The 25,798-nt window shown below is 69.5% G+C and carries 17 protein-coding genes and 2 pseudogenes; 8 read left to right on the forward strand and 11 right to left on the reverse strand.

Annotated features, from left to right (window positions below; genetic code table 11):
* Positions 1-25: 25 nt before the first annotated feature.
* Both FPZ47_RS02700 and FPZ47_RS02705 read right to left on the reverse strand, forming a co-directional pair.
* Complete coding sequence (locus FPZ47_RS02700; RefSeq protein WP_144947863.1) at positions 26-3,721, reverse strand: multifunctional oxoglutarate decarboxylase/oxoglutarate dehydrogenase thiamine pyrophosphate-binding subunit/dihydrolipoyllysine-residue succinyltransferase subunit; 3,696 nt, start codon at positions 3,719-3,721, stop codon at positions 26-28.
* A gap of 199 nt (positions 3,722-3,920) precedes the next feature.
* Positions 3,921-4,700, reverse strand: a complete 780-nt coding sequence (locus tag FPZ47_RS02705) for a hypothetical protein (RefSeq protein WP_210419819.1) — start codon at positions 4,698-4,700, stop codon at positions 3,921-3,923.
* Positions 4,701-4,905: 205 nt separating this feature from the next.
* Here FPZ47_RS02705 and FPZ47_RS02710 point away from each other — a divergent pair, with 205 nt between their 5' ends.
* Together FPZ47_RS02710 and FPZ47_RS02715 are read left to right on the forward strand one after the other, a co-directional pair.
* Positions 4,906-6,927 carry an MFS transporter gene (locus FPZ47_RS02710; RefSeq protein WP_144947869.1) on the forward strand — a complete coding sequence of 674 codons (2,022 nt, stop codon included), beginning with the start codon at positions 4,906-4,908 and terminating at the stop codon, positions 6,925-6,927.
* A 197-nt stretch (positions 6,928-7,124) separates the two neighbouring features.
* Positions 7,125-7,484, forward strand: coding sequence for a hypothetical protein (locus tag FPZ47_RS02715; protein WP_144947872.1), 360 nt, complete (start codon positions 7,125-7,127; stop codon positions 7,482-7,484).
* Positions 7,485-8,229: 745 nt separating this feature from the next.
* On the opposite strand, the pseudogene FPZ47_RS29205 reads toward FPZ47_RS02715, so the two are convergent.
* From FPZ47_RS29205 to FPZ47_RS02730, 3 genes and pseudogenes are all read right to left on the reverse strand, one after another.
* Positions 8,230-8,379 (reverse strand): annotated as a pseudogene (locus FPZ47_RS29205) (LppP/LprE family lipoprotein); the annotation flags it as partial.
* A gap of 106 nt (positions 8,380-8,485) precedes the next feature.
* Positions 8,486-11,890 (reverse strand): TM0106 family RecB-like putative nuclease, encoded by a 3,405-nt coding sequence (locus FPZ47_RS02725; RefSeq protein ID WP_144947875.1) that lies wholly within the window; start codon positions 11,888-11,890, stop codon positions 8,486-8,488.
* A gap of 130 nt (positions 11,891-12,020) precedes the next feature.
* Positions 12,021-12,617 (reverse strand): LppP/LprE family lipoprotein, encoded by a 597-nt coding sequence (locus tag FPZ47_RS02730; RefSeq protein WP_168209338.1) that lies wholly within the window; start codon positions 12,615-12,617, stop codon positions 12,021-12,023.
* 123 nt (positions 12,618-12,740) lie between these two features.
* Between FPZ47_RS02730 and FPZ47_RS02735 the strand changes: the two genes are divergently transcribed.
* The 3 genes from FPZ47_RS02735 (at position 12,741) to FPZ47_RS02745 (ending at position 18,077) form a co-directional block, all read left to right on the forward strand.
* Positions 12,741-14,441: a DEAD/DEAH box helicase gene (locus FPZ47_RS02735; RefSeq protein WP_144947881.1), complete on the forward strand. Its 1,701-nt coding sequence runs from the start codon at positions 12,741-12,743 to the stop codon at positions 14,439-14,441.
* Positions 14,438-15,574 (forward strand): acyltransferase family protein, encoded by a 1,137-nt coding sequence (locus FPZ47_RS02740; RefSeq protein WP_144947884.1) that lies wholly within the window; start codon positions 14,438-14,440, stop codon positions 15,572-15,574. The genes FPZ47_RS02735 and FPZ47_RS02740 overlap by 4 nt, the downstream gene beginning before the upstream one ends.
* 511 nt (positions 15,575-16,085) lie before the next feature.
* Complete coding sequence (locus FPZ47_RS02745; protein ID WP_144947886.1) at positions 16,086-18,077, forward strand: PE domain-containing protein; 1,992 nt, start codon at positions 16,086-16,088, stop codon at positions 18,075-18,077.
* Positions 18,078-18,130: 53 nt separating this feature from the next.
* Here the strand turns inward: FPZ47_RS02745 and FPZ47_RS02750 are convergent, their stop codons facing one another.
* The 6 genes and pseudogenes from FPZ47_RS02750 to FPZ47_RS02775 form a co-directional block, all read right to left on the reverse strand.
* Positions 18,131-18,712, reverse strand: a complete 582-nt coding sequence (locus tag FPZ47_RS02750; RefSeq protein ID WP_144947889.1) for a TetR/AcrR family transcriptional regulator — start codon at positions 18,710-18,712, stop codon at positions 18,131-18,133.
* Complete coding sequence (locus FPZ47_RS02755; protein WP_144947892.1) at positions 18,712-19,962, reverse strand: cytochrome P450; 1,251 nt, start codon at positions 19,960-19,962, stop codon at positions 18,712-18,714. The genes FPZ47_RS02750 and FPZ47_RS02755 overlap by 1 nt, the downstream gene beginning before the upstream one ends.
* Positions 19,963-20,080: 118 nt before the next feature.
* The gene (locus tag FPZ47_RS02760; RefSeq protein WP_144947894.1) at positions 20,081-21,448 is read right to left on the reverse strand and encodes an FAD-binding oxidoreductase; all 1,368 of its coding nucleotides are present in this window, start codon (positions 21,446-21,448) and stop codon (positions 20,081-20,083) included.
* 169 nt (positions 21,449-21,617) lie between these two features.
* Positions 21,618-22,010, reverse strand: coding sequence for a type II toxin-antitoxin system VapC family toxin (locus FPZ47_RS02765; RefSeq protein ID WP_144947897.1), 393 nt, complete (start codon positions 22,008-22,010; stop codon positions 21,618-21,620).
* Positions 22,007-22,252 carry a type II toxin-antitoxin system Phd/YefM family antitoxin gene (locus FPZ47_RS02770; RefSeq protein ID WP_144947899.1) on the reverse strand — a complete coding sequence of 82 codons (246 nt, stop codon included), beginning with the start codon at positions 22,250-22,252 and terminating at the stop codon, positions 22,007-22,009. Before FPZ47_RS02770 ends, FPZ47_RS02765 begins: the two co-directional genes overlap by 4 nt.
* A 90-nt stretch (positions 22,253-22,342) precedes the next feature.
* Positions 22,343-22,558, reverse strand: a pseudogene (locus FPZ47_RS02775) (MFS transporter); the annotation flags it as partial.
* Between the two features lie 82 nt (positions 22,559-22,640).
* Between FPZ47_RS02775 and FPZ47_RS02780 the strand changes: the two are divergent.
* From FPZ47_RS02780 to FPZ47_RS02790, 3 genes are all read left to right on the forward strand, one after another.
* Complete coding sequence (locus tag FPZ47_RS02780) at positions 22,641-23,468, forward strand: uracil-DNA glycosylase (RefSeq protein WP_144947902.1); 828 nt, start codon at positions 22,641-22,643, stop codon at positions 23,466-23,468.
* Positions 23,469-23,474: 6 nt separating this feature from the next.
* Positions 23,475-24,578 (forward strand): FAD-binding protein, encoded by a 1,104-nt coding sequence (locus FPZ47_RS02785; RefSeq protein WP_144947904.1) that lies wholly within the window; start codon positions 23,475-23,477, stop codon positions 24,576-24,578.
* A 115-nt stretch (positions 24,579-24,693) separates the two neighbouring features.
* Complete coding sequence (locus FPZ47_RS02790) at positions 24,694-25,725, forward strand: LLM class flavin-dependent oxidoreductase (protein ID WP_144947907.1); 1,032 nt, start codon at positions 24,694-24,696, stop codon at positions 25,723-25,725.
* Positions 25,726-25,798 lie beyond the last annotated feature (73 nt).

The raw sequence follows: 25,798 nt of genomic DNA on the forward strand, positions 1-25,798 counted from the left end.
CGCGCCATTCTCGCGCCAAAAGGGGTCAGCTGAACGCCGTGTCGATGATCTCCTGCTGCTCGACGGCGTGCACCTTCGACGAGCCCGACGACGGCGCCGACATGGCCCGCCGCGAGATGCGCTTGAGCCCGGTCAGCTTGTCGGGCAGCAACTCCGGCAGCTCCAGGCCAAAGCGCGGCCAGGCGCCCTGGTTGGCCGGTTCTTCCTGCACCCAGAAGTACTCCCCGACGTTCGGGTAGCGGTCCAGCGTCTCGCGGAGCCGGCGCATCGGCAGCGGCGCGAGCTGCTCGATCCGCACGATCGCGACGTCGTCCCGGTTGTCTTTGGCCTTGCGGGCCGCCAGCTCGTAGTAGATCTTGCCGCTGGTCAGCAGGATCCTGGTGACCGTGCCGCGGTCACCGATGCCGTCTTCGTAGGTGGGTTCCTCCAGCACCGAGCGGAACTTGATCTCGGTGAAGTCCTTGACGTCACTGACCGCCGCCTTGTTGCGCAGCATCGACTTCGGTGTGAACACGATCAGCGGGCGCTGAATACCGTCGAGGGCGTGCCGGCGCAGCAGGTGGAAATAGTTCGACGGGGTGGAGGGCATCGCGATCGTCATCGACCCCTCCGCCCACAGCTGCAGGAAGCGTTCGATGCGACCGGAGGTGTGGTCGGGGCCCTGCCCCTCGTGGCCGTGCGGCAGCAGCAGCACCAGGCTGGACAACTGACCCCACTTGGCCTCGCCGGAGCTGATGAACTCGTCGATGATCGACTGCGCGCCGTTGACGAAGTCGCCGAACTGCGCCTCCCAGAGCACCAGGGCCTCCGGGTTGCCGACGGTGTAGCCGTATTCGAAGCCGACGGCCGCGTACTCCGACAGCGGCGAGTCGTACACCCGGAACGCGCCGCCGGTGGGGGTGCCGTCGGGATTCGTCGCCAACAGTTGCAGCGGCGTGAACTCTTCGCCGGTGTTGCGGTCGAAGATCACCGAATGCCGCTGCGAGAAGGTGCCGCGCCGGGTGTCCTGCCCGGAAAGCCGCACCAATTTGCCCTCGGCCACCAGCGAGCCCAGCGCCAGCAGCTCGCCGAAGGCCCAGTCGATCTTGCCTTCGTAGGCCATCTCGCGGCGTCTCTCCAGCACCGGCAGCACGCGGGGGTGTGCGGTGAAACCCTCCGGCAGCGCCAGGAAGGCGTCGCCGATGCGGGACAGGAGCGCCTTGTCCACCCCGGTGAACAGGGCCGCGGGGATCATCTGGTTCGCTTCGACCGATGGGCTTGGCTGGGCGCCATGTTTCTCCAGCTCGCGGACCTCGTTGAACACCCGCTCCAGCTGGCCGTGGTAGTCGCGCAGCGCGTCCTCGGCCTCTTTGATCGAGATGTCGCCGCGGCCGATCAGCGCTTCGGTGTAGCTCTTGCGGGCCCCGCGCTTGACGTCGACGACGTCGTACATGGCGGGGTTGGTCATCGACGGGTCGTCGCCCTCGTTGTGCCCGCGGCGCCGGTAGCACAGCATGTCGATGACGACGTCCTTGTTGAACTCCTGCCGGAAGTCCACGGCCAGCTTCGCCACCCACACGCAGGCTTCCGGGTCGTCGCCGTTGACGTGGAAGATCGGCGCCCCGATCATCTTCGCCACGTCGGTGCAGTACTCGCTGGAGCGGGAGTACTCCGGCGCGGTGGTGAAGCCGATCTGGTTGTTGACGACGATGTGGATGGTGCCGCCGACGCGGTAACCGGGCAGGTTCGCCATGTTCAGCGTCTCGGCGACCACCCCCTGCCCGGCGAAGGCGGCGTCGCCGTGCAGCATCATCGGCACCACCGAAAAGCGCTGCTGGCCGTCGTCGTCGCCCAACAGGTCCTGCTTGGCCCGCACCAGGCCCTCCAGCACCGGGTCCACCGCTTCCAGGTGCGACGGGTTGGCGGTCAGCGACACCTGAATGTCGTTGTCGCCGAACATCTGCAGGTAGGTGCCGGTGGCGCCGAGGTGGTACTTGACGTCGCCGGAGCCGTGCGCCTGCGCCGGGTTGAGGTTGCCCTCGAACTCGCTGAAGATCTGCGTGTAGGGCTTGCCGACGATGTTGGCCAGCACATTGAGCCGGCCGCGGTGCGGCATCCCGATGACCACCTCGTCGAGGCCGTGTTCGGCGCACTGGTCGATCGCCGCGTCCATCATCGGGATCACGCTCTCGGCACCTTCGAGCGAGAACCGTTTCTGCCCAACATATTTGGTTTGCAGAAAGGTCTCGAAGGCCTCGGCGGCGTTCAGCCGGCTCAGAATGTACTTCTGCTCGGCGACAGTCGGTTTGACGTGTTTGGTCTCGATCCGCTGTTGCAGCCACTCCTGCTGCTCGGGTTCGAGGATGTGGGTGTACTCCACCCCGATGTGGCGGCAGTAAGCGTCCCGCAGCAGGCCCAGCACGTCGCGCAGCTTCTTGTGCTCGGACCCGGCGAAGCCGTTGACCTTGAACACCCGGTCCAAGTCCCACAGGGTCAGTCCGTGGGTCAGCACATCGAGGTCGGGGTGGCTGCGAAACCTCGTCCCGTCCAGCCGCAACGGGTCGATGTCGGCCATCAGGTGCCCACGGTTGCGGTAGGCCGCGATCAGCTCCATGACGCGGGCGGTCTTGTCGACGATGGAGTCCGGGTTGTCGGTGCTCCACCGCACCGGCACGTAGGGAATGCTCAGCTCGCGGAAGATCTCGTCCCAGAAACCGTCCGACAGCAGCATCTCGTGGATCGTGCGCAGGAAGTCACCCGATTCCGCGCCCTGGATGATGCGGTGGTCATAGGTCGAGGTCAGGGTGATCAGCTTGCCGATGCCGAGTTCGGCGATGCGCTCCTCGCTGGCGCCCTGGAACTCGGCGGGGTACTCCATGGCGCCGACGCCGATGATGGCGCCCTGGCCGGCCATCAGCCGGGGCACCGAGTGCACGGTGCCGATGGTGCCGGGGTTGGTCAGCGAAATCGTCACGCCGGCAAAGTCTTCGGCGGTCAGCTTGCCGTCGCGGGCCCGGCGGACGATGTCCTCGTAGGCGGTGACGAACTGAGCGAACCGCAACTCCTCGCAACCCTTGATGCCGGCCACCACGAGGGAGCGTTTGCCGTCCTTGCCCTGCAGGTCGATCGCCAGGCCCAGGTTGGTGTGGGCGGGCGTGACGGCATTGGGTTTGCCGTCCACCTCGGCGTAGTGCCGGTTCATGTTGGGGAACCGCTTGATCGCCTGCGTCAGCGCGTAGCCCAAAAGGTGGGTGAAGGAGATCTTGCCGCCGCGGGTGCGCTTGAGGTGGTTGTTGATGACGATGCGGTTGTCGATGAGCAGCTTGGCCGGAATCGCCCGCACGCTGGTCGCCGTCGGCACCTCCAGGGAGGCGGCCATGTTCTTGACCACGGCCGCGGCGGCGCCGCGCAGCACCTGCGCCTGATCACCCTCGGCCGCGGGAGCGGCGGCGGCCTTGGCCGGTGGTTTGGCCGACGGTGCGGCACCGGCGCCATTGCCGGCCGCGGCGGGGGTTTCGGTGCTGTTCGCCGGCGGCGCGGCTTTTGCCGCCGGGGCGGGTGCGGCCGGCGGCGTGTCGGCGGTCTCCGGGGCGCTCGCGGGCGCGGCGGTGGTCGGCCCGGGGTTGTAGTCGACGAGGAAGTCGTGCCAGCTCGGGTCCACCGACGAGGGGTCCTCGCGGAACTTGCGGTACATCTCTTCGACCAGCCATTCGTTCTGCCCGAATGGCGATATGTTGCTCACGGCCGTTTCTCGCCTCAATCCTTTTGTCCTGCAGTCCGTGTGGTCGCTATCCCACGGCGGCTGCAACGTGTTGCGCCCCGGCTGGCGAGGCGCCTCACGGCGCTGGTCCTCACCGTTTCCGCCTCATAAAGGCTAACCTCTCCGCGCCGATTCGCCAGACGGACCGGGTAGGCCCGCCAAACCCGCTCCCGACCGGCTTTCAGCCCGTCCCGGAGATCGGTGGCACCACGTGCAGGGTGCGTGGCCAGCGCGCCGGCGGGGGGCCGAAAGCCTGGTGGGCGTTGCGGACGATCTTCTTGCCCGCGAGGTAGTTGCCGACGGCCCCGACGACGATCCCGATGCCCACCGGCAGCAGCTTGCCGAACACCAGTGCGCTGTGCCGCACGGTGTACCGCTTCGCCCACGCCTTGAGCAGCCGCGAGTTCAGCCCCGACATCGAGGACAGCGGCAGCGCGGCCACGCTCTCGGCGATCCAGCCGCCGTTGGTGCGCGACGGACCGATCAGCGGGGCGACCGCCTGCGTGCCCTTGTCGCCGACCAGCACCGACAGCACCAGCGCACGGCGCCGCTCCCGGTGCTCGGCGGGGATGCCGTGCGCCACCGCCACCGCCAGCACGAAGAAGGCGGTGGCCTCCAGGAACGCGACGGTCTCCGCCGCGGCCGCCGACAGCGCGCTCAGCGTCCCGATGCCGGGGATGGTCGCCGCGGCCCCCACCGCGATCCCGCTGCAGGTGACCAGCGCCACGTAGCGCCGCTGCAGCTTCGTGACCACCCCGGCGGGGCTGATCCCCGGGTGGGTGTGCCGTAGCCGGGAGACGTAGGCCTCGGCCGCCGGACCCTGTATCCGCGCACTCCGCTCGATCACCTGCGCCAGCGCCCGCGCGGACGCTTTCGGCCGACCGTTGCCGGGGTGCGGTCGCTGCTCCGCGCCGGACTTGTTCGACAATCGGCTCGTAGACCTGTTCCGTCGGGCCCGCATATCGTCTCTCCTGCGAATGGCGTTCATCCCAGGCTAACGCGCCCCGGCGCCCGGCAGGGGGTCCGCGGCTGCGTGGTCCGTCACCGCACCGGGATAATGGCTCTGCACGCGGGGTGCACGGGGGTCGTGGCGATTCGGCCCGTTTGCCGGTCCTGGGGCGCACCACCGTCGAGAGTTGAACGTCGAGAGTTGAACGAGGTGGTAGATGGTGACCGCGACGTCCCCGTCGTCCCGGGGTAACCGGCGCGCGGAACCCGGTCACGACGTCGCCGCCCGCCCGTCCCGGCGCCGCCCGGGGGGAACCGGGATGTCCGCAGACCCGTGGTCGGCGCTGTGGGCGATGATGATCGGCTTCTTCATGATCATGGTCGACTCGACCATCGTCGCGATCGCCAACCCGACCATCATGGCCGACCTGCACATCGGGTACGACGCCGTGGTGTGGGTGACCAGCGCCTACCTGCTGGCTTACGCGGTGGTGTTGCTGGTGGCGGGCCGGCTGGGTGACCGGTTCGGCCCCAAGAACCTCTATCTGATCGGTCTGGTGGTGTTCACCGTCGCCTCGATGTGGTGCGGGCTGGCGGGCAGCGCGGGCATGCTGGTCGCCGCGCGCGTCGTGCAGGGCGTCGGCGCCGGGGTGCTGACCCCGCAGACCCTGTCGACGATCACCCGGATCTTCCCGGCGCACCGGCGCGGTGTGGCGGTCAGCGTGTGGGGCGCCACCGCCGGCGTCGCCAGCCTGGTGGGGCCGCTGGCCGGCGGGCTGCTGGTCGACGGGCTGGGCTGGAAATGGATCTTCTTCGTCAACGTCCCCATCGGTGTCGTCGGGCTGGCGCTGGCGGTGTGGCTGGTTCCGGCGCTGCCCACCCAGGCGCACCGCTTCGACCCGGTCGGCGTCGGGTTGTCGGGGGCGGGCATATTCCTGATCGTCTTCGCCCTGCAGCAGGGGCAGGCCGCGCACTGGCAGCCCTGGATCTGGGCGATGCTCGTCGCCGGGGTCGGGTGCATGACGGCGTTCGTCTACTGGCAGTGGGTGAACGCGCGCGAGCCGCTGATTCCGCTGGGGATCTTCGGGGACCGTGATTTCAGCCTGTGCAATGTCGGGGTGGCCGTGGTGTCCTTCGCGGCGACGGGGATGATGCTGCCGCTGACCTTCTACGCGCAGGCGGTCTGCGGGCTGTCGCCGATGCGCTCGGCGCTGCTGATCGCGCCCTTGGCCGTCTGCAGCGGGGTGTTCGCCCCGTTCGTCGGCCGGATCGTCGACCGCTGCCACCCGCAGCCGGTGCTGGGGTTCGGCTTCTCGATGCTGGCGATCGCGCTGACGTGGCTGTCCTTCGAGATGGCCCCGTCGACGCCGATCTGGCGGCTGGTGTTGCCGTTGGCCGCGGTGGGTGTGGGGATGGCGTTCGTGTGGTCGCCGCTGACGGCCACCGCGACCCGCAACCTGCCGCCGCATCTGGCCGGTGCGGGCTCCGCGGTGTACAACGCGGTCCGCCAGCTGGGCGCGGTGCTCGGCAGTGCCGGCATGGCCGCATTCATGACGTGGCGGATCGGCGCGGAGATGCCGCCGGGGCCCCCGACGCGGTCGGGGGCCGGGGACGGCGGTATTTCGCTGCTGCTGCCCGAGTTTGTGCGCGCGCCGTTTTCGGCGGCCATGTCGCAGTCGGTGCTGCTGCCTGCGTTCGTCGGATTGCTCGGGATCGTCGCCGCCCTGTTCCTCGTCGGTTTCCCGGTCGGTTTCCCGCCGTGGGCGACCGGCGACTTGATGCCCGCCGTGGCCGACGACGACGCCTACGACGACGACGCCTACGACGACGACGCCTACGACGACGACGCCTACGACGACGACGCCTACGTCGAGTTCATCCTGCTCCGCGAACCGGGCGCCGAAGCGCCGCCTCCCGCGACGGCCCGTCAGCACACGGGCGACAGCGGGCGGGTCCTGCACGCACGCCCGGCGCCCGCACGGCGCGGCGCGCTCGACCCCCCGGTTCCACGGGCCCAGCCGATCGGCCTCACCCACAATGGCTCGCCTTCGGGTTCTCATCGGGGTCCTCGCGCCGCCGCCGGTCGGCGCCCGCGTCCGATCACCGAGGTCTCCTCGGCACGGCACCTGAACGGGTCCGCGCGCCGTCCCCTCGCCGAGGGCGAGGCGTCGCGGGGCCGGCATCACCGGCCCGATCCCGACGATCACACCGGCTACGGCCGGCCCTCGTCCGACGGGTAGGGCTCGGCGGTCAGCGCCGGGAAAGCGCCCAGGTCGGTCACGCCGTACCCGATGCTGCCGTCGGTGACGAACACGGCAGTCGCTGTCGGTGCGAGGTCTGGCGCCGACGGGGTTTCGCGCGGCCGGCCGCCGGGCTTCCGTGTCAGCGCCGCGCCCTCGAACGTCCCACCGACCGGCCAGGCGGTACCTTCAGCAGCATGATCACCGGGGCGTTCCTCGCTGAGGCGGCTTCCGTAGTGGACAACAAACTTACTGTGACGGGCGGTGTGCTGTCCGGGTACGCCGTGGGGGCCGACCGGTTGGCCAAGTTCGTGCTGGTGGTATTGACGCAGGCCGAAACAGACTCCCCGGAGCGCGTTATTCGGGTGGAGATCCGGCCTCCGACCGATGACGAGCCGTTGACCGTCGAGCACGAACTGCCCGAGGCCGCGGCCGGCGGGGAAATCGGGTTCGCCTTCTTCGACATCGAGGTACGCCTGCCGTCGAACGGCCGCTGGGTCATTCTGGTGACGGGCGGTGCCGGGGCATTCTCACTTCCGTTGCAGGTAACTGGCTGACACGCGCCTTCCGTAGGCGTGTTCGCGCACGGCGGGAGAAGAGCCGTCCGACCGTGCCCGGCGGTGTGGCCGGCCGCGGTGGGAATGCACCGGACGCGCAGCAGGTCCGCGGCCCCGCGCGGCGGCCGGTCACCGCCGCCGGCGTGTCGTCTCGCCGCCGGCCAGGGCGGTTCGCGGCCGTTTTCGCAGGTCGTTTCCGGCCGCAAATCCGATCCGGTGGAGTTGGCCGAAACGTGTTTGGAAACGCGCCGGGGACGGATAGCGTCCCGCGCCAAGTCTCCCACGACCGCCGGAGGCGCCGGCGGCAACAGCGGCGGCCACGGCGCCTCCGGCGGCACCCACGGCACCGCCGGCTCACCCGGCCGGAACGGCGGGTCCGGCAGCCAAACCCAGCAGATCGGCGATGGTCGCCGTTTCCGGGTCCGGCGACAGCGTCCGCATCGCGGCGTGATCCCGTGCGGCGCATGCCCGGGCGGTGCGCACCGCGGCCGGACACCGGCGCCGTCGCCGCCGGGCTCAGCCGCTGGCCGTGCGGTGATCTGCACCGCGGTGCCCGTCCCAGGCAACCGCGCCGGGGGTTGCGGCCTCGACGCCGCACGGGGCCGCCGTCGCCTGGTCTGCGACGCGTCGAAGCCGCTGAGCCGGGCTTCACCCGGCCCACGCGGTCGGTCCGCCCGGTGTCTTTCGGAGACGGCGTGCACAACGTCGGCCCACCCCGTCGACCAGCATCGGGGTCCTCGGGGCCTCAGCGCCTCGGACCGTTCCCGATCAACTCGACCCCGTTGCCGTTCCAAGGGAACTGCACGTCGGTGTGGAGGCGTTTGATGCCGCCGGGATAGGTCAATGCCACCGTGTCCCCGGTGGTGTGCGTGGCGTCGATCCCGTTGAACCCGTAGTCGCGGCGAGCAGTACGGCGGCCACCGAACCGGTCAGCGGCTCCTTTCGTTATCTCAACGTCGTGTCAGTCAAAGTTTCGCGAAAAATCCGGGCCTGGTCCACGGCTAGGCCCGTTCCGTCAGCGCCAAAAACGCGCCCAGGTCGATCAGGCCCGCGGGGGTGGCGGGCAGGTACTCGGTCAGCAGCTGAGACCGCACGACGACCGCCGCGTACTGTGCCCGGCTGACCGCGACGTTGAGACGATTCCTGTTGAGCAGGAAGGAGATTCCGCGGGGCACCACGTCGACCGACGAGGCCGTCATTGACACGAAGACCACCGGCGCCTGTCCGCCCTGGAACTTGTCGACGGTCCCCACCCGCACCTCGCCGAGCCCGGCACGGGCCAGCCACCGGCGCAGCAGCGCCACCTGGGCGTTGTAGGGTGCCAGCACCAGCACGTCGGCCGCGGACAACGGCCGGGTGCCGTGCTCGTCGGTCCACGACGCGCCGAGCAGGCGGGCGATCTCGGCGGCGATCGCGTCGGCCTCCTCGGGACTTTCGGTCGAATTGCCATGGTGGGCAACGGAAAGCACGCGCACTCCCGGTGGGCATCCGGCGAGCCGGCGGGCGCCGGTCACCTGGGCGTGGGAGTGCAGCCTGCCCTCGTAGGACAGCGCGGAGACCGCGGCGCACACCGCCGGGTGCATCCGGTAGGAACGGTCCAGAAAGTAGCCGCGCTCGTCGGGCAGCGTGCGGCGGCCGTCGACCAGCCAGTCCAGCGCGGAGGTGTCCACCGGCTCGGGATGGGTGCCCTGGCTGACCTGCGGCAGCTGCTGGGGATCGCCGAGCAGCAGCAGACTGGCGGCGGCCGGTGCCACGGCAACGGTGTTGGCCAGACAGAACTGGCCCGCCTCGTCGATGACCAGCAGATCGAGGGCGCCCGGCGCTATCCGGTTGGGGTTGGCGAAGTCCCACGACGTGCCGCCGATCACGCATCCCGGCGTGTCGGCGACGAATGCGGGGTAGTGGGCGGTGTCGATCTGCTGCCAGCGCGCGGCGCGCTCGTGCCGCTTTTTCGCGACGCGCCCCGGATCCAGCCGCCCGGCATCGATCACGCAGTCCAGCAGGTTCTCCACCGCGGCGTGCGACTGGGCGACCACGCCGACGCGCCAGCCGTGCTCGGTGACCAGTTGCCCGATCACCCGGGCGGCGGTGTGCGTCTTGCCGGTTCCGGGCGGCCCGTGCACCGCCAGGTACGAGGAGTCGAGGTCCAGCACGGCGGCGGTGATGTCGGCGGCGGTGTCGGCGCTGCGAAGCAACGGCCCGCCGCCGCGGGTGCGCGGCGCGCGGCGCAGCAGGACGTCGACGATGGCGCTGCGCGGCAGGTGCGGCAATCCGGCGGCCACCGCGGCGGCGGTCGATTCGATCGACTCCCGCAGCGCCGTGGTGGGAATCGGCGGACCGGGGGTGAGCGCGAACGGGAGCTGGTGGAACACGCTGCCGTCACCACCGGTTCGTTCGAGGATGACCACTTCGGTGGGCGCCGCCGGATCGTCGACCTCGACGACCTCGGCGCGGCCGGCGCCCCGGCGGTCGGGGTCGTCGCTCATGCCCGGCGGGGCCGGCGGCTCGTAGAGGGCGAACACGCTGGGCATCAGGTCACCGCGTGCCAGTTGGCCGCGCAGCCTGACCCGCCGCTGCGGCTTACGGGCGCGGGGCGGCGTGTTCCAGTCGACGCTGACCCACGCCCGCTCGGCGACGAACACGTCGCCGGTGTCCGACCACTCGTCCACCGGGAAGTTGAGCCGGTCGAAATGCGCCCACCAGAACGGCTTGTCCTCGCGCCGGTGGTAGCCGCGCGCCGCCGCCAGCAGCGCCACCGCCATCTGCTCCGGGGTGCGCTGTCCGCCGGCGCTGTCACCGGCGAACCTCGCCAGCGTCTGCGCCAGCTCGTCCCGGTCTTCGACGGTGTTGCCGTCGCGCACGGGCTGCGCGCCGAGGGGGACGACGCCGCATTCCAGGGCGCGCAGCACGAGCCAGTTGCGCAGTTCGCGGGTCGAGCGGCAGTCGTAGTGGTTGTAGTCCTCGATCTCCCTGAGCACCGCCGCCGCCTCGTCGGAGCGTCCGGCGGCGCGCAGCTCGCAGTGGCGGGCGTAGGAGACGATGGAGGCGGTGGCCGTGGTGACGTCGCCGGCGCGCAGCCGCGCGCCCATGTAGAGCGGCTCGAGCGCCTTGAGGCTGAACGACTCCGCGCCCACCCGAATACTCTCGCGCACCAGGGGATACAGGTCGACCAGCGTCCCGCTGCGCAGCAGTTCGTCAACCTCGTCCTCGCCCGTCCCGTAGCGTCCGGCGAGCCGCAGCAGCGCGGTCTTCTCGTAGGGCGCGTAGTGGTAGACGTGCATGTGGGGATGGCGCCTGCGGCGCCTGGCCACCATCGCCAGGAAATCCTTGAGCGCGCTGCGCTCCTCGACGCGGTCGTGCGCCCACAGCGGCCTGAAGTCGCCCCCCGCTTCCAGGACGCCGAACAGATACTCCAGGCCCCACTCGTGGCCGTTGGCGGTCCACAGCGGGTCGCCCTCGAAGTCGAAGAACAGGTCACCCGGGTCCGGGTCGGGCAGCAACGCCAACGGCCGGGGGTCGACGATCTCGACCTGCGGGACGCCGGTCACCCGTTGGCGGACCTGCAGCGCGGCCTGCGCGGCGAGCCTGCCGACGACGCCGGGCGCCAGCTCCGGCACCGGGCCGGCGTGGCCGGCCAGCTGGGCGACCGTGGTGATCCCGGCATCGACGAGCTTGTCCCGCTGGCCCACCCGCATGCCGGCCACCAGCAGCAGATCGTCGGTGGCGCGCAGCTGTTCGGCGCACACCGGGCACCGGAAACACGCGCGCACCTGCTCGTCGTCCCAGCGCACCGCGGCGCCCGCGGCGTGGTGCTCGTCGAGCAGGCGCTGCAGCAGCGCACGCCGGGACCGGTAGACCGGCACCAGGTCGCACAGCCGGTACCGCACGACGGTCCCGTCGCCCAGCTCCAGCTCGGCCTCGGGCGCGACGGGGACGCCCGAGGCGGCCAGCGCGTCCGCGTAGGCGGCCAGCTGCAGCAGCGCGGTCACCTTGGGGGAGCGGGCCAGCTTGGTGTCGAGGACCCGGTACCGCCCGCCGTCGCGGACCAGGAAGTCCGCGAAACCGGCGAAGCGGCCGTCGAACATGGCGGCCTGGTACACCGCCGGGGCCCCGTCGGCGACGGCGCGCCGGGTCGCCTCGGCGGCGGCGCTCAGACCGGCGACGGTGTAGGCCGGACGGCCGATGACCGCGACCGCCCCGCCGAACCGCTCGCGCAGCCGGTCGAGGCGGCGCCGCTCGTGTTCGTCACCGAGGGCGGCGGTGCGGTCCAGCAGGTCGTCCTCGACGTCGACGGCGGGCCCCCGGCCGAGCTTGGCGTCGAAGTCCCGCAGCAGCGCGTACTCGCACCGGGCCGCGGCCGCGAGATCCGATGCGCTGTAAACGATGTTGTCGCCGGTGACGAACACAGCAGCCACTGTAGGTGAGGCCACCGACAACCGGCCGGCACCTCAGCCCGGGCGCAGCGCCGGAAAGTCCCCGCGCCGCCGCGGCTTCGCGCAGGTCCCGATCGACGGCGTCAGCCCGGGTGCCGGCCGCTCAAGCGCCCGGTTTGTTGCCGATGAGCTCGACCCCGTTGCCGTTCCAGTGGAACCGAACCGGGGTCGCAAGGCCGTTGATGCCGCTCGGATACGTCAGGGCCACCGTGTCGCCGGTGGTCTGCGACGCGTCGATGCCGTTGAAGCCGTACGTGTCGGGCACCCCCTCCGGGATGAACTGCCCGAGATGGAACAGCACCGCCCGGGTCGCGGGACGGTCGGTGTTGGTGTTGGCCTGCAGGATCACCGCCGACAGCTGGGCGCACTGGTTGTAGTTACCGGCCAGCGGTTCCGGGTTCCAGGGCTGCGCGCTGCGCGGATCGCGGGGCAGTTCCGACACCGCCTTCGCGATCGCGGGCGAGGCCAGGTTGACCGCGCACGGGTCGGCCGGGGCCGCGCTGGTGGTGGGCGCGGCGGCCTCGGCGGGCGGGGCCGGCGGGGCCGTGATCGACGCGTTCGCGGTGGTCGACCGGCTCTGCGGGGTCTTCGCCACCGTGGAGTCCCCGGACCCGCACCCGGCCAGCGGCACCGCGGCCAACGCGGCGGCCAGGCCGGTCAGCGCTTGCGCACGCCACGGTAGCGACCACACATCGCGCACCGTACCGTCATCGCGTCCGCGGGTGTCGCAGGCGTGCCGCGCCCGGACGCGCTGTGGCCACAATCACCGGGCGGCCGCTCCGGGCATGACCGGGGCCGTTTCGCCCACTAAACTGCATGGACAATGACGCTTCCCGACAGCCCGCCCGAGGCTGCCACCCCGACCTTTGCCGACCTGCAGATCCATCCCGCTGTGGTGCAGGCGGCCGCCGACGTCGGCTACGAGTCGCCGACGGCCATCCAGGCTGCGACGATTCCGGCGCTGCTGTCGGGCTCCGACGTGGTGGGCCTGGCGCAGACGGGCACCGGCAAGACGGCGGCGTTCGCGATGCCGATCCTGTCCAAGATCGACGTGACCAGCAAGGCGACCCAGGCGCTGGTGCTGGCGCCCACCCGGGAGCTGGCCCTGCAGGTGGCCGAGGCGTTCAGCCGCTACGGGGCGCATCTGCCCCAGATCCACGTTCTGCCGATCTACGGCGGCTCGTCCTACAGCGTGCAGCTGGCCGGGCTGCGCCGCGGCGCGCAGGTGGTGGTCGGCACCCCCGGCCGGGTCATCGACCACCTCGAACGCGGGACGCTGGACCTCTCGTGCGTCGATTACCTGGTGCTCGACGAGGCCGACGAGATGCTCGCCATGGGCTTCGCCGAGGACGTCGAGCGCATCCTGTCCGAAACGCCGGAATACAAACAGGTGGCTTTGTTTTCGGCGACCATGCCGCCGGCGATCCGTAAGATCACCACCAAGTACCTGCACGACCCCTTCGAGGTCACCACCAAAGCCAAAACCGCTACCGCCGAGAACATCTCGCAGCGCTACATCCAGGTGGCCGGCCCCCGGAAAATGGACGCCCTGACCCGCATCCTCGAGGTCGAGCCGTTCGAGGCGATGATCGTGTTCGTGCGCACCAAGCAGGCCACCGAGGAGGTCGCTGAAAAGCTGCGGGCGCGTGGGTTTTCCGCGGCCGCGATCAACGGTGACATCCCGCAGGCGCAGCGCGAGCGGACCATCGCCGCGCTCAAGGACGGGAGCATCGACATCCTGGTGGCCACCGATGTGGCGGCCAGAGGCCTTGACGTCGAACGTATCTCGCACGTCCTCAACTACGACATCCCGCACGACACCGAGTCCTACGTGCACCGCATCGGGCGTACGGGGCGCGCCGGGCGCAGCGGAACCGCCCTGTTGTTCGTGTCGCCGCGCGAGCGCCACCTGCTCAAGGCGATCGAGAAGGCCACGCGGCAGACGCTCACCGAAGCCGAGCTGCCCAGCGTCGAGGACGTCAACGCGCAGCGGGTGGCGAAGTTCGCCGACTCCATCACCGACGCGCTCGGCGCCCCCGGCATCGAGCTGTTCCGTCGGCTCGTCGCGGATTACGAACGCGAGCACGACGTCCCGATGGCCGACATCGCCGCCGCGCTGGCGCTGCAGTCCCGCGACGGCGAGGCGTTCTTGATGGCGCCCGAGCCCCCACCCGAGCAGCGCCGCGAGCGCCGCGAGCAGTCCGAGAAGCCCAGGCACATGCGCGCCTTCAGCACGTACCGGATCTCCGTGGGCAAGCGGCACAAGATCGGTCCCGGCGCGATCGTCGGCGCCATCGCCAACGAGGGCGGCCTGCATCGCAGCGATTTCGGTCACATCTCGATAGGACCGGACTTCTCGCTGGTGGAGCTGCCGGCCAAGCTGCCCAAATCGACGCTGAAAAAGCTTGAGCACACCCGCATCTCGGGCGTGCTCATCGACCTGCGGCCGGAAAGGCCGTCCGGCAGGGCCCCCGAGAAAGCCCGCCACGACGGTGGCGGGCCCCGCAGAAAACCCGCCCGATGACCCTGTCCGAGGAGATCGAACAGGGCGGGCTCGAACAGGTCTCACACGTGGACCGGGTCGCCTCGCTGACCGGCATCCGCGCCGTGGCCGCCCTGCTGGTCGTCGGCACCCACGCGGCCTACACCACCGGCAAGTACACCCACGGCTACTGGGGGCTGGTCGGCGCGCGGATGGAGATCGGCGTCCCGATCTTCTTCGTGCTCTCGGGCTTCCTGCTGTTTCGCCCCTGGGTGAAATCGGCCGCCACGGGCGGCCCGCCGCCCTCGCTGAGTCGCTATGCGCGGCACCGGGTGCGGCGCATCATGCCCGCCTACGTGGTCACCGTGCTGTTCGCCTACGTGCTGTACCACTTCCGCACGGCCGGACCCAACCCCGGGCACAGCTGGCTGGGGCTGGCCCGCAACCTGACGCTGACGCAGATCTACTGCGACGGCTACCTGGGCAAGTACCTGCACCAGGGGCTGACGCAGATGTGGAGCCTGGCGGTGGAGGCGTCCTTCTACGTCGTGCTGCCGCTGCTGGCCTACGTGCTGGCGGTGCTCGTCTGCCGGCGCCGCTGGCAGCCGCGGCTGATGCTGGCCGCCCTGGCCGCGCTGGCGCTGATCAGCCCGGCCTGGCTGATCCTGGTGCACGCCGACCACCTGTTCCCCGACGGCGCCCGGCTGTGGCTGCCCACCTACCTGGCATGGTTCCTCGGCGGCATGGCGCTGGCCGTGCTGCAGCGCATGGGGGTGCGCGGCTACGCGTTCGTGGCGATCCCGCTGGCGACGATCTGCTACTTCATCGTCTCCACTCCCATCGCGGGCGCGCCGACGACGTCGCCGGCGTCGCTGCGCGAGGCCGTGGTCAAGACGTGCTTCTACGCGGTGATCGCCACGCTGGCGGTGACGCCGCTGGCCCTGGGTGATCACGGGTGGTACTACCGGTTGCTGGCCACCCGGCCGATGGTGTGGCTGGGCGAGATCTCCTACGAGATCTTCCTGATCCATCTGATCACGATGGAATTCGCGATGGTCTACATCGTCCGCGCGCACGTCTACACCGGCTCGATGCCGTACCTGTTCGTCGCGACCCTGGTCGTGACGATCCCGTTGGCCTGGCTGCTGCACCGATTCACCCGCGTGCGGGACTGAGCCGGGAGCGCCTGATGGCGGGTCCGCCGCTGAGACCTGGCAACCGGTCGCAGCTGAGTGACGCGATGGCCCGACGGGTGGTAGGTCCACTTCTTTGAGCCGCGCAATTTTGTGATATCCCAACGATCACAACTCATTTGGGGCCGTGGCCACGACTTCGGCCACTCGGTGATGTGGCTGGAGTTCAGGCAATCGCGGCGCAGCACCCGCACCTTTCTGGCCGTCGGGCGCGTTCGAGCACCCCGGTATCAGGACGTTGTTTGCATCGTCGGCCACCGGACCAGGATCTTGCGTCCCGGCCGCACGGGCCGACGTCGTCACCTTGCTCGTCATCTCGGAGACTCTCTCCATCCCCGCGTTCGGGTCCTGATTGCCGGAGGGCGGGTGCTTCAACCCAATTTGAAACCCAATTTGAAACCCAATTTGACAGAAAGGGTGCAAAGCCGCCCGCGTGGCGTACGCTCCTGTCTAGCTAGGACTTCTGTGTCGACCACCAGGGTGGGAGTCGGAAATGTCTTTTGTCATCGCTTCGCCCGATGCTCTGGCCGCAGCGTCCGCGAACCTCACAGACATTGGATCGGTGATCCAGGAAGCACACCTGGCTGCGGCGGGTTCGACCACGCAGATCCTCACGGCGGCCCACGATGAGATATCCGTGGCGGTCTCGGCGGTGTTCGGCAACTACGGCAAGGAGTTTCAGGCGCTGGGCGCGCGGGTCGCGGCGTTTCATGGGCAGTTCGTGCAGGCGTTGAACTCGGGCGGGTTCGGGTACGCGGCCGCGGAGGTCGCCAATTCCTCGCCGCTGCAGACGTTGGCGCACGCCGTCCCCGCGAACCTGGGCCCGGGCAACATCGGCGTTTTCAACGTCGGTGCCGGCAACACCGGCAACCTCAACCTGGGCTTTGGCAACCTCGGCAGCGTCAACTTCGGCAGCGGCAACACCGGTAACCTGAACCTGGGCTCCGGCAACCGCGGCGGCGGCAACTGGGGCTCGGGTAATTTCGGGAACAGCAACTTGGGCTTCGGCAACGGAAGCACGCTGAACAATGACACCAATTTGCCCACCCCGTCGTCGGGAAACGTCGGCTTCGGCAACCTCGGCAACTCCAACCTGGGTAGCGCCAACGTCGGCAACTTCAACATCGGATTCGGGAACAGTGGTAACAACAACGTCGGCTCGGCCAACCTCGGCAGCGACAACTTCGGCTTCGGCAACCTCGGCAACCACGACATCGGTATCGGGCTCACCGGCAATAACCAGATCGGCATCGGCGGGCTGAACTTCGGCAGCGGGAACGTGGGCTTCGGAAACTCCGGCAACTTCAACTGGGGCCTGGCCAACACCGGTGACTACAACATCGGCCTGGCCAACACGGGCAGCCACGACATCGGCATCGGGCTCACCGGAAACAATCAGACGGGTTTCGGCGGGTTCAACTCCGGTACCGGCAACACCGGCCTGTTCAACTCGGGTGTGAACAACTCCGGTTTCTTCAACTCGGGCGGCTCCGGCTTCGGTGGCGGCGGAAACTCGGGCCTGTTCAACTCGGGCACGACGAACTCGGGCATGTTCAACGCCGGCTCGTTCAACACCGGCTCGTTCAACGCCGGCTCGTTCGACACGGGTATGTTCAACGCGGGCTCCTACAACGCCGGGTTGCTCAACCCGGGCTCGTCTGACATGGGCATGGGCAACGCCGGCGCTGGGGATCTGGGCATGTTGAACGCGGGCACCTCCGACATGGGCATGTTCAACGCGGGCGCGACAAACCTGGGTATCGGCAACGCCGGTTCCTTCAACACCGGCTTCGGCAACTCCGGTAATGCCAACATGGGCTTCTTCAACTCCGGTATCCAGAACGTGGGCGGCTTCAACTCCGGCGGCACTTCTGCCTTGACGACCACCGGTCCGATCACCGAGGTGTACACCGGCAACATGGGCTTCTTCAACTCGGGCACTCTCAACACCGGTATCGGGAACTCCGGCAATATCAACACCGGCATGTTCAACGCCGGCAGCGTGAACACGGGCAGCGGCAGCGTAGTCAGCCAGCCCGGTACGGTCTCGGGCTTCGGGAACACGGGCGGCTACGAGTCGGGCTGGGACAACACCGGCACCTACAACGCGGGCGTGGGGAACTCCGGCAACTTCAATTCGGGCTACATGAATACGAATTCTTCGGGATACTTCGACGCGGGCTTCTACAACTCCGGCGACGACGTGGGCTTCAACAACTCGGGTGCCGGCGGCTTCAACGTGGGCTTCAACAACACCGGTGCCGGCGGCGGCAACGTGGGCTTCAACAACACCGGTGCCGGCGGCGGCAACGTGGGCTTCAACAACACGGGTGCCGACGGCTCCAACGTGGGCTTCGCCAACACGGGTGGCGGCGCCTCGGGTGTGGGTAACTCCGGTGTGAACGACACGGGTGTCGGGAATTCGGGCACCAACGATTCGGGTGGCTTCAACCACAGCGACAGCCAGTCCGGCTTCTTCAACTGAGCCTCGGGCGCGGCCGCTTCGCACCGGGCACCTGCGTTGGCCGGCGGTCGCAGTTAGCTTTTCGGCACCGATTCGTCGGTCGTCAGCATCGGCGCGACGAACTCCTCGATCATCGCCTTCTCGTCGGCCTCGTCGCGGCCCGGGAACATCAGCAGCGACGTGAGCACCCGCACCAGCCAGCGTGCCCGGCGCTCGACGGTGGCGGGGTCTTCGGGGCCCAGCGATTTCAGGAACGCGGCGGCCAGCGCGGTGATCACCTCGGAGCGGCCCGCGAATTCGCCGCCGATCGGGGGGCGGCTGGTCGTGAACCAGGCCGCCAGGGCGGGACTCTCGCGCACCATCCGCAACGTGGCGGTGAGGCCGGCGACCAGGCGCTCACGCGGGTCGTCGACGCCGTCGATCCGCCCGGCGATGGCACGGGCGAGCCGGCGGGTCTCGCGGTGCACGTACGCGGTGCGCAGCGCCTCGCGGTTCTCGAAGTAGCGGTACAGCGTCGCGCGGGAACACCCTGCGGCCGTGGCTATTTCGTTCATGCCTATCGAAGCGGGGTCACGCTCGGTGTAGAGCCGCTCGGCCGCGTCGAGGATGCGGTCGGCGGCCACCTCCACCCGGCGCGGGGCCAGCCAGTCGGTCATCAGTTCACCCGGATCGGCACCGACAGGGGGCGGCGCACGTAGCTGCCGCCCGACCAGACGACGGCGGACTCGTCGACCTCGAAATCGGGGCAGCGGGCCAGCAGTTCGGTGAGCGCGATGCGCGACTGCATCCGCGCGGCCGCGGCGCCCAGGCAGTGATGGGCCCCGTGGCTGAAGGTCAGGATGTTGCGCGGGCAGCGCATGACGTCGAGTTCGCCTGCGTCGGGCCCGTATTGGCGTTCGTCGCGGTTGGCCGACCCGTACAGCAGCAGCACCTTGCGGCCCGCCGGGATCGTCGCGCCGTGCAGGGTCACGTCGCGGGTGGTGGTGCGCGCCAGGCCCTGCACCGGGGAGGTCAGCCGCAGCAGTTCGTCGACCGCGTCGGGTATCAGGCCGGGCCGCGCTACCAGCAGCCGGCGTTGGTCGGGCCGCCGGTGCAGCAGCGGCATCGACCCGCCCAGCATGCCGGTCGTCGTGTCGTTGCCGCCGGTGACCATCGTGAACGTGAACGCCAGCACCGACAGGGTGCCGGCGATGTCGCCGTCCGCGCCGACCCCGGCGGCCACCAGGTGGGAGATGGTGTCGTCCCCGGGTTCGGTGCGCCGCCGCTCGATCAGCCAGGTGAAGTAGGCCATCATCGAGCCGACGGCGTCGCCGGCGCTTCCCGGTGCTCCGGCGACGCCGCCTTCCAAGCCGCCTTCGGCGGTGTTGGCCGCCACGATGGCGTCGGTCCATCCGTCGAACTGCGCGCGATCCTCCTCGGGCACGCCGAGGTAATGGGCGACCACCATCGACGGCAGCGGCTTGAACAGCGCGGCGACGATGTCGCCGCCCCCGGCGGCGCGCAACCCCTCGATGCGCTCCACCACGAATGCGCGGACTTTGGGCTCGACCGCCTCCACCTGGCGCGGCGTGAAACCGCGCGACACCAGTTTGCGGAACTCGGTGTGTGCCGGCGGATCTTGCATCACAAAGGGCGGATTATCTTGCAGCCCAATCATTTCCAGTTCGCCGTAGTTGACGGTCAGCCCCTGCGCCGAGGAGAACGTCTCGTGGTCGCGGGCCGCCGCCCAGATGTCGGCGTGCCGGGACAGCACGTAGTAGTCGTGCTGTGGTCTACCGGCCGGCACGACATGGTGCACTGGGTCGCGGTCGCGCAGCGCGCGGTATGTCGGCCACGGGTTCGACCAGGTGTCGGCGGTGGCGAGTTCGAACGTGACCGGCGCGCTGTGAGACACGTTCGCAAGCATGTCTCATTCGTACGACACCTTGCGGGCGGTGTCAAATTCGACTGTGCGCCCGGCGACGCCACACGCCGGCAACGCGTCGCCAGACGCCCACTCGGCGCCCGGAGCCGGGCGCACGAAGCTAGATCGCCACGCCGGGGTTCAGGATGCCCAACGGATCCAGCGCCGCCTTGATGCGCTGGTTCAGCGCCATCGCCTCGGGCCCGAGGTATTCGTCCAGCCACGGCCGCTTCAACCGCCCGACACCGTGTTCGCCGGTGATCGTGCCGCCCAGGCGCAGCGCCAGGTCCATGATCTCGCCGAAGGCCAGATGGGCGCGCTCGGTCATCGCGGCGTCATCGGGGTCGTAGACGATCAACGGATGGGTGTTGCCGTCGCCGGCGTGGGCGATCACCGAGATCATCAGCTCGCGATCGGCGGCGATGCGCGCGATCCCGCCGACCAGCTCGCCCAGCGCCGGAAGCGGCACCCCGACGTCCTCGAGGAGCAGCGATCCCTTGGCCTCGACCGCGGGAATGGCGAACCGGCGGGCGGCGACGAACGCCTCGCCCTCGTCCCGGTCGTCGGTCGAATACACCTCCGTGGCACCGTGTTCCGCGAACACTGCGGCCATCACCGCGGCGTCGTCGGAGCCCGCGCGTCCCCTTTCATCGGACCCGGCGACCAGCATGGCGGCCGCCCCGCGGTCCAGGTCCATACGCAGGACGTCCTCGACGGCGTTGATCGCCACCGAATCCATGAACTCCAGCATCGAGGGCCGCAGGCGCGCCGAAACCCCGAGCACCGCGTCGACCGCCGCCTGGACCGATCCGAACGACGCCACCACGATGCTCGACGTGTTCTGCGCGGGCAGCAGCCGCAGCGTCACCTCGGTGATGATGCCCAAAGTGCCCTCGCTGCCGACGAACAGCTTGGTCAGCGACAGCCCGGCGACGTCCTTGAGCCGCGGACCGCCCAGCCGCACGGCGGTGCCGTCGGCCAGCACCACCTGCATGCCCAGCACATAGTCGGTGGTCACGCCGTACTTCACACAGCACAGACCGCCGGCGTTGGTGGCGATGTTGCCGCCGATGCTGCAGATCTCGAACGACGACGGATCGGGCGGGTACCACAGGCCGTGCTCGGCGACCGCCTTCTTCACCTCCGCGTTGAACAGGCCGGGTTGACACACCGCGGTGCGGGTCACGGGATCGACGGTGATGTCGCGCATCTTCTCCGTCGACAGCACGATCCCGTTGTCCAGCGCGGTCGCCCCGCCCGACAGGCCGCTGCCCGCGCCGCGGGTCACCACGGGCACCCGGTTCGCGCCCGCCCAGCGCAGCACCGTCTGCACCTCTTCGGTGCGCCGCGGCCGGACCACCGCCAGGGGCTTGCCGGCCGACGGGTCGAAAGCCCGGTCCTGCCGGTAGCCCTCGGTCACCGCGGGATCGGTGACCACCGTCCCGTCGGGCAGGCCGGTGATCAGATCCGCCAACGCATCCGGGCTCACGGGCCGATCCTACGGCGCGCCGACCGCTGCACAGTTGAGTGATCCTGGAACAGGTCAAGTTCGGTGTTCTGACAAAGGAACTCACCGAAGTCGCGCCGAGCCAAGGGATGCCGCATCACCGTCGAGGCGGGCGACAGTGGCATCGGGCAGCCCCGGCGAAATCCGATCATCACGCGGCGACGACCGCGACATCGTAGGCGGACAGCTGGTTGTCTGCGGTCATGATCGTCAGGTCGAGCAGCTGCGCCTGAGCGACGAGGACACGGTCGAACGGATCCCGATGGTGATCGGGAAGATCAGCGGTCCTCAGGGTGTGCGCGTGGTCGACGGGCAGCGGAGACGTGCCGGAGCGACGCATGCGATCAGGGATATAGGAGGCCGGTGGTTCGGGCAACGGGAGCTTGCCGAGCCGGTATTTGATTGCGATCTCCCAGGCGCTGGCGGCCGAAAAGAAAATGCCGTTGCGGACGTCGTGAACGATTGCCCGTGTTTGGTCGCACAACCGGTCGGGGTCGGACTGCAGCCAGAGCCAAACGCGGGTATCGATGAGGTAGCGCTTCACCGATAAAAGCTTTCGAGAACATCGTCCGGCAACGAAGCGTCGAAATCTTCAGGCACGGTGTACACGCCGTGGTCGATGCCCAAGCGGCGGGTGTTCTGCGAGTGGAACGGCACAAGCTTTGCAACGGGTTCACCTCCCCGGGCAATCTCGACCTCCTGCCCGCTGTCGACGAATCGCAGCAGCTCGGACAGGCGGGTCTTCGCCTCGTGGACGCCGACCCGGATCGCAGCAGACTTAGTCATGGACTTAGTTTACGCAATTGTGTTGGAAGGGGTCGCAGCATCAGTAGGCGGCGCGAGCGGCGCAGAAGTCAGATTCGCGCGGCTTGCTCACCGACGACGAATTCGAGCGACCGCCGTGCCCGCGACCACCGTGGAGACCACCAGCGGCACCGTCATCGCGGCGGCCACGATCGCCGCGTCCCCCGCTCTGTTGTGATGCTGCAACGCCAGCCAGGGGAAGGCGACGATCGAGATGCCGGTGCCCGCGGTGGCCATGAGCGTGGCGAACAGGATCAGGAATGCCGGGCCGCGGCTCGTGGGACTCATGGATATCGCGGCTGAATGTAACCCGAACCAGTGGGCCGGACCACTGCATATTCGGGTCGTTCAGTCGTTGCCAACCGGCTCAATGCACGATGTTCATGTGCTCGTCCACCCACGCACCGGCCGGCCGTTCAGCTCGCCGGTCGAACCCGGCACCGGATGGCCCGGCGATCCGGCGAACCCGCAGACCCCGGCGGCCACCGGCGCCGCGCAGGTGGCCGCGCTGGCGGCCGACGCCGACTCGATACCCGGGCTCGACGCGCTGATCAGCGTGTGCCGGGCCTGCCCGCGCCTGGTGAGCTGGCGCGAGGACGTCGCCGTCGCCAAACGCCGGGCGTTCGCCGACCAGCCGTACTGGGGACGCCCGGTGCCGGGCTGGGGTTCGCAGCGGCCCCGGCTGTTGATCGTGGGGCTGGCGCCCGCCGCGCACGGGGCCAACCGCACGGGGCGGATGTTCACCGGCGACCGGTCGGGCGATCAGCTGTACGCGGCCCTGTACCGCGCCGGTCTGGTGAACCAGCCGACCAGTGTGGACGCCGCGGACGGGCTGCGGACCAAGCACGTTCGCGTCGTCGCGCCGGTGCGCTGCGCGCCTCCGGCCAACGCCCCGACCCCGGCGGAGCGGGACACCTGCTGGCCCTGGCTGGAGGCCGAGTGGCGGCTGGTGGCCGCTCACGTCCGGGTGATCGTGGCCCTGGGCGGGTTCGGCTGGCAGGTCGCGCTGCGGCTGCCGGCCGCCGCCGGACTGCCCAAGCCGCGGTTCGGGCACGGCGTCGTCGCGGACCTGAACGCGGGCGTGCGGTTGCTCGGCTGCTACCACCCGAGCCAGCAGAACATGTTCACCGGTAGGTTGACACCGGCGATGCTCGACGACATCTTCACCGATGCAGGGAAACTGGCAGGGATCACGTGATTTTTCATGGTTAGCGTTCTGGTATCCGGCGCCGGCGTTGCGGGCACGACCGTAGCGTATTGGCTTGCCCACCAAGGCTGTTCGGTGACCGTCGTGGAGCGCTCCGCCGGGCTGCGGCCGGGCGGGCAGGCGGTCGGCGTGCGGGGCCCGGCGCTGACGGTGCTCGAACGCATGCGGTTGCGCGCCGCCGCCGACCATCTCCGGACGCGAATCCGCGGCTCGTCGGTGGTCGACCGCGACGGCATCGAGCAGTCCCGCGACACCGAGTCCGCGCCTCCCAGCCCCGACATCGAGTTGCTGCGCGACGATCTCGTCGAATTGCTGTACGAGTCAACGAAACTGAAGGCCGAATTCCTGTTCGGTGACGGCATCGCGACCATCGACGACGACGGCACCGCGGTTGAGGTGACCTTCGAAAGCGCCGATCCGCGCGCCTTCGACCTCGTCGTCGGCGCCGACGGCCTGCACTCCACCGTGCGCAGGCTGGTCTTCGGCCCCGAGGAGCAGTTCATCGAGCGATTAGGCATGTACGCGGCCATTTTCACCGTGCCCAACTTCTTGAACCTGGACCGCTGGCAGACCTGGAACTACGGCGAGTCGGGCATGGCCGGGGTCTACAGCGCGCGCGACAACAGCGAGGTCCGGGCCATGCTGGGTTTCATGGACGCCGACCTGCGGATCGACTATCGCGACACCGCGGCCCAGTTCGCCGAGCTGGAGCGGCGGATGGCCGGCGACGGCTGGGTCCGGCCGCAGCTGCTGCAGTACATGCGGACCGCGCCGGACTTCTATTTCGACGAGATGTCGCAGATCAAGATGGATCACTGGGCCAAGGGCCGGGTGGTCCTGGTGGGCGACGCCGGCTACTGCTGCTCGCCGCTGTCGGGCCAGGGAACCAGTGTGGCGCTGCTGGGCGCCTACATCCTGGCCGGGGAGCTCGCCGCCTGCGGTGGCGACTATGACAAGGGCTTCGGCAACTACCAGAAGGAGTTCGCCGACTACGTCAAGCGCAACCAGTGGCTGGTCGTCGACAACATCCCCGGCGGCGCGCCGATACCGCAGGAGGTGTTCGACCGCATCGTCAACTCGATCGCGCTCAAGGACTACTGACCGCATTTTCCGCGAGCAGACGCAAAAGCCCCCGACACGCCCGGCGTGCGGGGGCTTTTGCGTCTGCTCGCCCCCGAATGGGAACGTTCGCGGCGCCCGAAGCGTTGACGCCATCGTGCGCCTCTCCGTGCTCGACCTCGTCCCGGTGCGCACGGACCAGACGACCGCGGATGCGCTGGCGGCCACCGTCGCACTGGCGCAGGCCGCGGACCGGCTGGGGTTCACGCGCTACTGGGTCGCCGAACACCACAACATGCCGTCCGTGGGTGCCACCAGCCCGCCCGTCCTGCTCGCCTACCTGGCCGCGCAGACCTCCCGGCTGCGGCTGGGGTCGGGCGGGGTGATGCTGCCCAACCACGCGCCGCTGGCGGTGGCCGAGCAGTTCGCGTTGCTGGAAGCCGCGGCCCCGGGCCGCATCGACCTCGGCATCGGCCGCGCGCCGGGCTCCGACCCGGTGACGTCGTATGCCCTGCGCGGCACCCGCGACGACCGGGACATCGAGAACTTCTCCGACTACCTCGACGACGTGGCGGCGCTGATGAGCCCGAGCGGGGTGCGGGTGCCGCTGCGCTCCGGGGACTACATCCTCAAGGCCACCCCGGCCGCCGCGACCGAACCCCGGCTGTGGCTGCTGGGTTCGTCGACGTACTCGGCGCAGCTGGCCGCCGCCAAGGGGCTGCCGTACGTGTTCGCCCACCACTTCTCCGGCATGGGCACCGAGGAGGCGCTGGCGATCTACCGTTCCAGGTTCCGGCCCAGCGACCTGGCCGCCGAACCCGTGACGTTTTTGACCGTGAACGCCGCGGTGGCCGAAACACGCGAGGAGGCAACGGCATTGGTGTTGCCCAGCCTGCAGGTGATGGCGCGGCTGCGGACGGGCCAGGCCCTTGGGCCGGTGCCCCTCGTCGAAGAGGCCCTGGCCGCGGAGCTGACGCCGGAGCAGCAACGCATCGTCGACAGCGGGCTGCGGCGCGCCGTGGTTGGCGCGCCCGCCGAAGCCGCCGGACAGCTGCGGGCCCTTGCCGCACGGTTCGGGGTCGACGAGGTGATGGTCAATCCGGTCGCGTCGGCCCGCTGCGGCACCGATCCGGCCGCCGCACCCGCGCGGGTGACGACCCTCGAGCTGCTGGCCAAGGAGCTCTTCTAGTGGTCCGTCTCAGTTTTGGGTAACTACTTGTTCGAGTTTGGTGCGTGCGCGTTGGACTTTGGCGAGGATGGAT

The organism is Mycobacterium helveticum (genome assembly GCF_007714205.1).
Classification (GTDB): Bacteria; Actinomycetota; Actinomycetes; order Mycobacteriales; family Mycobacteriaceae; genus Mycobacterium; species Mycobacterium helveticum.